This is a genomic window from Cupriavidus phytohabitans (genome assembly GCF_017815025.1).
In the GTDB taxonomy this organism is placed as follows: domain Bacteria; phylum Pseudomonadota; class Gammaproteobacteria; order Burkholderiales; family Burkholderiaceae; genus Cupriavidus.
Genome location: NZ_JAGIQB010000112.1, coordinates 1 through 6,523 on the forward strand (window position 1 = coordinate 1; position 6,523 = coordinate 6,523).

Sequence of the window (6,523 nt, forward strand, 5' to 3'; positions counted from 1 at the left end):
GTCCGCAAAGAGTTTGCGGACGCAAGCCTGCCAAGACTCACCCTATAAGACTAGGACGCCGTTTCTCGGTCGCTTACGACCAGCTGTGATGCTGCTTGACCTTATCCGGCAAACAAACTCCACGGAGATCGCCCTTAGCCCGGGCGATGTCATTCGACTGGCGCGGATGGAAGAACTGATCATCGACAGTGCTTCGCTGGAGAGTCAGCTCAATGGGCTCAGCCATGTGATCAAGGGCTTCAACGCGCGCCAGTCCATCCGGGAGAACTTCCGCAAAGTGCTGGAGCAGTTGCGCGACGAGGGTTACGTCATCCTCTTCAACCCTCAGGCCGAAATCTACAAGATTACCGGCAAGATCGAGCACCTCTATTCCGTCATCGAATTCATCTCGGAGAACGAAGCCATCCAGGCCGACCGAATCGAGGACGAAGTGGTAGAGGAGCAGCAAACACTGGGCGGGATGAGCGATGCGTGAGTCCTCCGATCAGATTGGCAAACTCCTCCGGGATCTGAGTCAGAATGACGACCTGATATCAGAAGCTTTCGATACCTCAGTGGAGTTGGGGGACCGTACTCGCACCGCCCGGATCGACACGCTCTCGAACCTGAAGGCGCTGAAGCCACAGGACGAAGGCGTCTACCGTCTGAACCCGCGACTGCGCGACTTCATCGCCGACTACCTCGTCAGCTATCGCGCGTACCAGACGCTAACCCGCCTGTCCGGTGGGATCCAGCTAGCGCGATCAGTCTGGCGTGAGATTCGCGTTCGATACGATAACGGCGACGCTAGCGACCGGGAATCGCTGGTTGCCCAACTGGTCGAAACGGTCATCGACATCTCCTACTCCATCGAGCGAAACCTGTCTTTGCTTCATGCGCTCATCTCGACGCAATAGGCGACGTCTCGAACTTTCAAGCCAAGCTTCGCCAGAACAAGTTCTATGTGAACGAGGTTTCCGAGTCACTGAACGAGATGGAGCAAGTGAGCACCTTGTTCGGCGAGGTGGAATCCCAAGCGCTGAACATCGGCATGCTCGACGTCCGTTCGATTGTCCGCAAACGTCTGACGAGCCGCATCCTCACATGGACCTTGCAGATCAAGGACGTGCAGGCGGCAATCAACCGCTCGCTCTTTCGTTCCAAATTGCAGTCTGAGCGGGTGCGAAATCTCAGTCGTGTTGCGCACTATCTGCGCCAGAACAAGACCGCCTCCGGGTTCGAGGTCTCGTCGGACAGCGCACCCGCCGAGATCTTCGTGGCCGAGCCGGTCCCGCTGGCGCATAATCTGGACGTCAGGACGTGCAGCGACCGCGACAGGGCCGCGCTGATGGATGCGCTCCGGCGCCTGCCTCTGCGCGCAGTTCCATTGCCGGTGCAGGAAGCAGAGCCAGCCCTCGCGATCATCGACGAAGAGGAAGTAGCCGCTCCCGATTCCCTCTAGGCTTCATGACACCAGCTTGCTTAGTTCTCGTAACGCACATACCACCTCGTCCTCCGTATTATAAAAGTGGGGAGCTACTCGGATTACATCATTCCGCGCTGAGACTATGTAGCCGGCTGCCTTCATGGCCTTCTCTACCTTGGCCGCTTCTGAGATCTGTACCGAAATCACGGAACCCCGTAAGCCGGGGTCGATTGGGCCGGCAACTGCGAGGCCTAACAGTCTTGCCTCTTCCCTGCCGACTAAAGAGAGATGTTGGAGGTATGCGTCGATTGAACGTGACCCGATCTCGTTAAGAAGCTTCATCCCCGCCTGCGCTGCATAGGCGCAAATTATAGGTGGCGTACCTGTGTTAAATCGCGCGGCGTGATCGGAAAAATCCAACGTACGGATGTCGAATGAGAATGGGTTCGATCTGCCGAACCAGCCAGTGTTCCTAGGCTCCCACTGTCGCGCTACGGCTCCTTTAACATACATGAAAGCAATGCCGGGCACGCCCAGAAGAAACTTTTGTGCGCCCGAAGCAAGGATGTCAAGACCCATCTCCTTCACATCGATGGCAAGTGCGCCGGCCGACTGATAGGCGTCGACAAAGAGAAGGGCACCATTCTGTCTCGCGTTATCAGCGGCCGTCTGTACATTTATTCGGGCGGCGTTATAGTACGAGACATGGGACAGGCAGGCAAGAGCGGTAGAAGCGTCAAAAGCCCTCTTAATTGCGTCTAACGATATGCCTTGCTGATCTGATTCGACAAAGCGGACACGCGCGCCCCGTGCCTGCTGTGCCAGCATGACGTGGCCTAGCGAAGGAAAGTCCAGTTCGGAGCACACCAGCGTTTTGCGGCTTCCAGTTAAGTCCAAGCAAGATACGATACTAGATGCTGCGTCAGAAACGCTGCCGAGAATCGCAATCTCATCGCGCTCCGCGCCGATTAGCCTGGCGAACTCTGCGCAGGAACCCTCGACCGCTTCCATCCAGCTTTCCCAATCCATGCCATCCGACACCCACGAAGTCATGTATTTTTCTATCGCTTCTTTTACGGGAAGACTCAGTGCGCTTTGTGAGCAGCTCGAGAGCTGCACAGTTGTCTTCAGAATTGGGAAAAGCGCGCGGTATTCTGAGAATGGATGTATCACGGTAATTTCCTGTCTAGTTGCCCATCGGGCGCGCCCGACCCTGAAGGATGAAGCGGGCTTGGGGCCGGTGAATTGCGCTGTGACGAGAATAAGATGGTAGTCGGTGTTGGCAATGAGGTCGGCTTGTTCTTGGTGCCCCGATCCCTTTGTCTAGTTGGACCCGCAGCCCTGCGAGCACCCCACCGAGGGCTGCTGCCGATGCCGTTGACTCTGGCAGGAGGCTCCATGCAAGTACTCTATCCCCGCTGTGCCGGGCTGGACCTCCACAAGGACACCATCGTGGCCTGCGTGCGCTGCGTCTCGGCACCCGAGCATCATGAAATGCGCAGCTTTGACAGCACCACCCGTGGGCTGCTGGCGCTGGCCGACTGGCTGGCGCTGCACGGCTGCACCCATGTCGCCATGGAAGCCACCGGGGTCTACTGGAAGCCAGTGTGGCACATCCTTGAGGGCGACTTCGAGCTGGTCCTGGCCAACGCTCAGCACATCCACAACGTGCCCGGTCGCAAGACCGACGTCAACGACGCCATGTGGATTGCCGATCTGCTTGCCCACGGTTTGATCCGGTCGAGCTATGTCCCGCCGACTGCCACTCAGGAGTTGCGCGATCTCACACGCACCCGTAAGCAACTCGTGCGCGAGATTGCCCAACACAGCCTGCGCATCCAGAAAGTGCTCGAAGACGCCAACCTGAAGCTGGGCAGCGTACTCTCGGATGTGCTCGGCCGCAGCGGCAGTGGCATGCTCAATGCCATCGCCAATGGCGAGGTCGACCCCGAGCGACTCCCGGCGCTCGCCCACGGCACCGCCAGAAAGAAGCACGCCGAGTTGCGTGAGGCGCTGCGCGGACGCATTACCGACCACCACCGCACGATGCTGAAACTGCACCAGGACATCATTGGCGCACTGGAGCACACGCTGGCCGAACTCGACGCCGTCGTGGGAAAAGCGTTGGCGCCGATCCGACAGCGCGCCCGCCTGCTGACCACGATCCCCGGGGTTAGCGACCGGACCGCTCAGGTCCTGTTGGCGGAGATCGGTGTTGACATGACGCGCTTTCCCGATGCCGGCCACCTGGTGTCCTGGGCAGGGCTGTGCCCGCGCAACGACGAGAGCGCCGGCAAGCGGAGCAGCACGCGCGTGCGCAAGAGTGGCACCTGGCTCAAGACCGCCTTGGTGACGGCGGCCTGGGCTGCGGTACGGGTCAAAACCAGCTATCTCCACGCTCAGTTCCTGCGCATCAAGGCCCGCCACGGTGGCAAGAAGGCCATCATGGCCGTGGCCGCCTCCATGCTCACCTCCGCATACCATATGCTCCGCGATGGCGTTGAGTACGCCGACCTCGGCTGCGATTACTTCAACCGTCACGACGTCAACAAGGCCATCCACCTCCTGCTCAAACGCCTCGCCGACCTCGGATGTCAAGTGGATCCCATGCCCCATGCTGTTTAACGCTTCCTACTAGAATTTTCCTTTCGTCTCGATGGAATCGCAGTTTATTCGAGACTAATATTCAGAGCCTTGGCAAGTTGACGAAACTTCACCAGATCCGTTTCAATCTTTGTCCTCGCGGCCGCCGGCCCAATCGCGGCGGTTTCCAAAGATTGAGCCGAGAGCTTCTCCTTCACGTCCGGCATGGCCATAATTGCCGACACTTCTTGCACCAGCCGGTCCATGATAGGCGCCGGTGTCTTCGCTGGCGCCATCAAAGCGCTGAAGCCATCAACTGAAGCCTGAGGAATTTTGAGTTCGGAAAAACTGGGAACTTGAGGCAAGAAAGATGACCGTGTGAGCCCAGTGACGGCTAGCGCCCGTAGCTGACCCGTTCTGATATAAGGTGCTGCTGCAAACACAGTATCCAGACCGATGTCGACCTCACCACGGAGAAGCGCGAGAACCGCTTCGTTGCTTCCCTTGTAAGGGATAGCCCGGAACGAAATTCCCGCCGATTCAGCAAGGAGTTCGCCTGCAAGATGAGGAATCGTGCCAGGTCCATACGTATAGTACGAGAGGGACGACGGACTAGCCTTGGCCTTGGCGACGAGTTCGGCGAAATTGTGATAGGGCTTAGAAGAGTTTGTAAGAAGAACCAGTGGGCCTGACGCGACGATTGCTATCGGGGCGAGATCCTTTAGGGGATCGTAAGGCAGTTTTGCGCGAATCGCGGGATTAACGGTAAGGCTTGTTGAGCCCGACATTAGGAGCGTATAGCCGTCTGGCTCTGACTTAGTTACAGCCATCACGCCAATCGTCGATCCAGCGCCTGGCTTGTTGTCAACAATAACCGGCTGCTTGAGCCGAGTGGACAGACGTTCGCCGACGAGGCGAGCGGCGTAGTCAACCGCACCGCCGGCGGGGAACGGAACCACCAATCGGATGGGGCGCGATGGCCATGCTTCGGCCGCAACAGCGTTGCCAAATGAGCAGGCGGTGACTGCTAGAGCAGTCGCCACTACAGAAAATAGTTTTCTCGTCACAATATCAAATCCCGCTGATTGGATGATCGAGCTTCAACGACAGCGACGTGTCCTGTTTATTTCCACGGAATAGGAGCGCACCGTCGATCGATGAAAGTTAGAGGGAAATTTAGAACTTGTGCCGCAAACCGATTTGGACGAAGGTTTGCTTGTCACTTCCGGAAGCAGCCTGGGTATTCAGCGTTGCTCGTGCGGATTTTCCGGTGGAATCTGTACCGGAGGCATTCTGTGTGGCGCTGATGATGTATACGTCCGTTCTCTTCGAGAAATAGTAATCCAGCGACAACGCGAATGTATTGTAATGCGAGCCACCGATGTTCCCCACGCCGGACCCACGTGTATAACTGTAGACCAACTCCGAGATTAGATTCTGCGTCCAGTTGTATGTGAAGTTGATCTCCCCAATATCGAACTTTGCTGTCCCGGATAGACGTTGGGGATTTGCGCCTGACGATGTGTCGCCAAGTTTGCCAAAGTTGATGTGGGTGTAGACTAGACCGACCTTCAATGCATCAAATGAGTAACGTGCCGTCGCACCATATGCATCGTAAAGTCCAGCCGAGGAAAAGCCGCTGTATATCGGACTTCCGGTCATATTGTTGAGCGCGACGCCAGGGACATTGGTCGGGTTACTCGTGAAGTACGACTGGTTGGGGTTGCGTACATTCAAGTAAGCGGTACCCAAAGTGAGGCGTTCATTGTCGTAGCCGGCGCCGACTGACCAGATTTGATTGCGCGATCCGTTGCCGGGCTGCTCGCCAAAACCATACAGACCGCCAAACGTGACTCCTCCAAAACTAGGACTCATGTACTTCACGGCGTTGTTTACCCGCTTGCTATTGTTCAAGTTGTCAATATCGCCCGGATGCGCTGTGATGCCTCCACCATATACCGGAGAAGTCACCCTTGATCCGATGAACGTTACCATGGAGTCATATTGACGCCCCAAGGTTACCGCGCCATAGGTGTCTGACAGAAGGCCGACATAGGCTTGCCGACCGAAGAGCAATCCCCCTTGTTGGGCTTGCCCAGTTCCAAGGTCCAGCCCATTCTCGACCTGGAAGAGCGCGGAAAGGTCCGGCCCTAGTTTCTCTAGCCCTTTAAAGCCTAGACGGGAACCTTGCATAAGGCCGCTCGTACCCGCCCAGCGCGTCTCCCCCCCGATATTGCTGACATAGTTGACGCCGTAGTCGAGCAGTCCATATATCGTGAGGCCGGCTTCGGCGGCATTCGATGTGCTCGCCAGAAGCAGTGCGCACACCCCTGTTATGGCTCTAATTTTCATATATCCTCCGTTGACTTTAGTGGTTTTTATGTTCGAAAAATAACAATGTAATGTACAGATGATTTAAAAAAAGCAGATGCGTGAACGTCTGCAAAGCGCACCTAGAGGGCTAAGTGAGGGCATAGCCTTTCTCATCCGAATCGCCTAAATCCCAGAAGATTCCAGTCATGATCTGCAGCGCTT

General features: G+C 56.8%; 7 protein-coding genes. 4 read left to right on the top strand and 3 right to left on the bottom strand.

Annotated features, from left to right (window positions below; genetic code table 11):
• Positions 1 to 88: 88 nt before the first annotated feature.
• The 3 genes from J8I34_RS32785 to J8I34_RS32795 are packed head-to-tail and all read left to right on the top strand — an operon-like array spanning position 89 to position 1,441.
• Entirely contained in the window at positions 89 to 475 is a 387-nt protein-coding gene (locus tag J8I34_RS32785; protein ID WP_209808347.1) for a hypothetical protein, read from the top strand.
• On the top strand, positions 468 to 896 hold the full coding sequence (locus J8I34_RS32790; RefSeq protein WP_209808349.1) for a hypothetical protein: 429 nt from the start codon (positions 468 to 470) through the stop codon (positions 894 to 896). The genes J8I34_RS32785 and J8I34_RS32790 overlap by 8 nt, the downstream gene beginning before the upstream one ends.
• Positions 897 to 943: 47 nt before the next feature.
• Positions 944 to 1,441 (top strand): hypothetical protein, encoded by a 498-nt coding sequence (locus J8I34_RS32795; RefSeq protein ID WP_209808351.1) that lies wholly within the window; start codon positions 944 to 946, stop codon positions 1,439 to 1,441.
• A 3-nt stretch (positions 1,442 to 1,444) separates the two neighbouring features.
• Here the strand turns inward: J8I34_RS32795 and J8I34_RS32800 are convergent, their stop codons facing one another.
• Positions 1,445 to 2,578 carry an aminotransferase class V-fold PLP-dependent enzyme gene (locus J8I34_RS32800; RefSeq protein ID WP_371748191.1) on the bottom strand — a complete coding sequence of 378 codons (1,134 nt, stop codon included), beginning with the start codon at positions 2,576 to 2,578 and terminating at the stop codon, positions 1,445 to 1,447.
• Positions 2,579 to 2,803: 225 nt separating this feature from the next.
• Here J8I34_RS32800 and J8I34_RS32805 point away from each other — a divergent pair, with 225 nt between their 5' ends.
• A complete protein-coding gene (locus J8I34_RS32805; RefSeq protein WP_209808353.1) occupies positions 2,804 to 4,030 on the top strand; it encodes an IS110 family RNA-guided transposase in 1,227 nt (408 codons plus the stop codon).
• A gap of 44 nt (positions 4,031 to 4,074) precedes the next feature.
• On the opposite strand, the gene J8I34_RS32810 is transcribed toward J8I34_RS32805, so the two are convergent.
• Both J8I34_RS32810 and J8I34_RS32815 read right to left on the bottom strand, forming a co-directional pair.
• Positions 4,075 to 5,055 (bottom strand): Bug family tripartite tricarboxylate transporter substrate binding protein, encoded by a 981-nt coding sequence (locus J8I34_RS32810; protein WP_371748192.1) that lies wholly within the window; start codon positions 5,053 to 5,055, stop codon positions 4,075 to 4,077.
• 109 nt (positions 5,056 to 5,164) lie between these two features.
• Positions 5,165 to 6,340, bottom strand: coding sequence for a porin (locus J8I34_RS32815; protein WP_209808355.1), 1,176 nt, complete (start codon positions 6,338 to 6,340; stop codon positions 5,165 to 5,167).
• Positions 6,341 to 6,523 lie beyond the last annotated feature (183 nt).

What these genes read in the sequence shown, in the direction of transcription:
- J8I34_RS32785 (WP_209808347.1), top strand. Translation starts at nt 89, where the DNA reads ATGCTGCTTGACCTTATCCGGCAAACAAACTCCACGGAGATCGCCCTT.
- J8I34_RS32790 (WP_209808349.1), top strand. Translation starts at nt 468, where the DNA reads ATGCGTGAGTCCTCCGATCAGATTGGCAAACTCCTCCGGGATCTGAGT.
- J8I34_RS32805 (WP_209808353.1), top strand. Translation starts at nt 2,804, where the DNA reads ATGCAAGTACTCTATCCCCGCTGTGCCGGGCTGGACCTCCACAAGGAC.
- J8I34_RS32815 (WP_209808355.1), bottom strand. Translation starts at nt 6,340, where the DNA reads ATGAAAATTAGAGCCATAACAGGGGTGTGCGCACTGCTTCTGGCGAGC.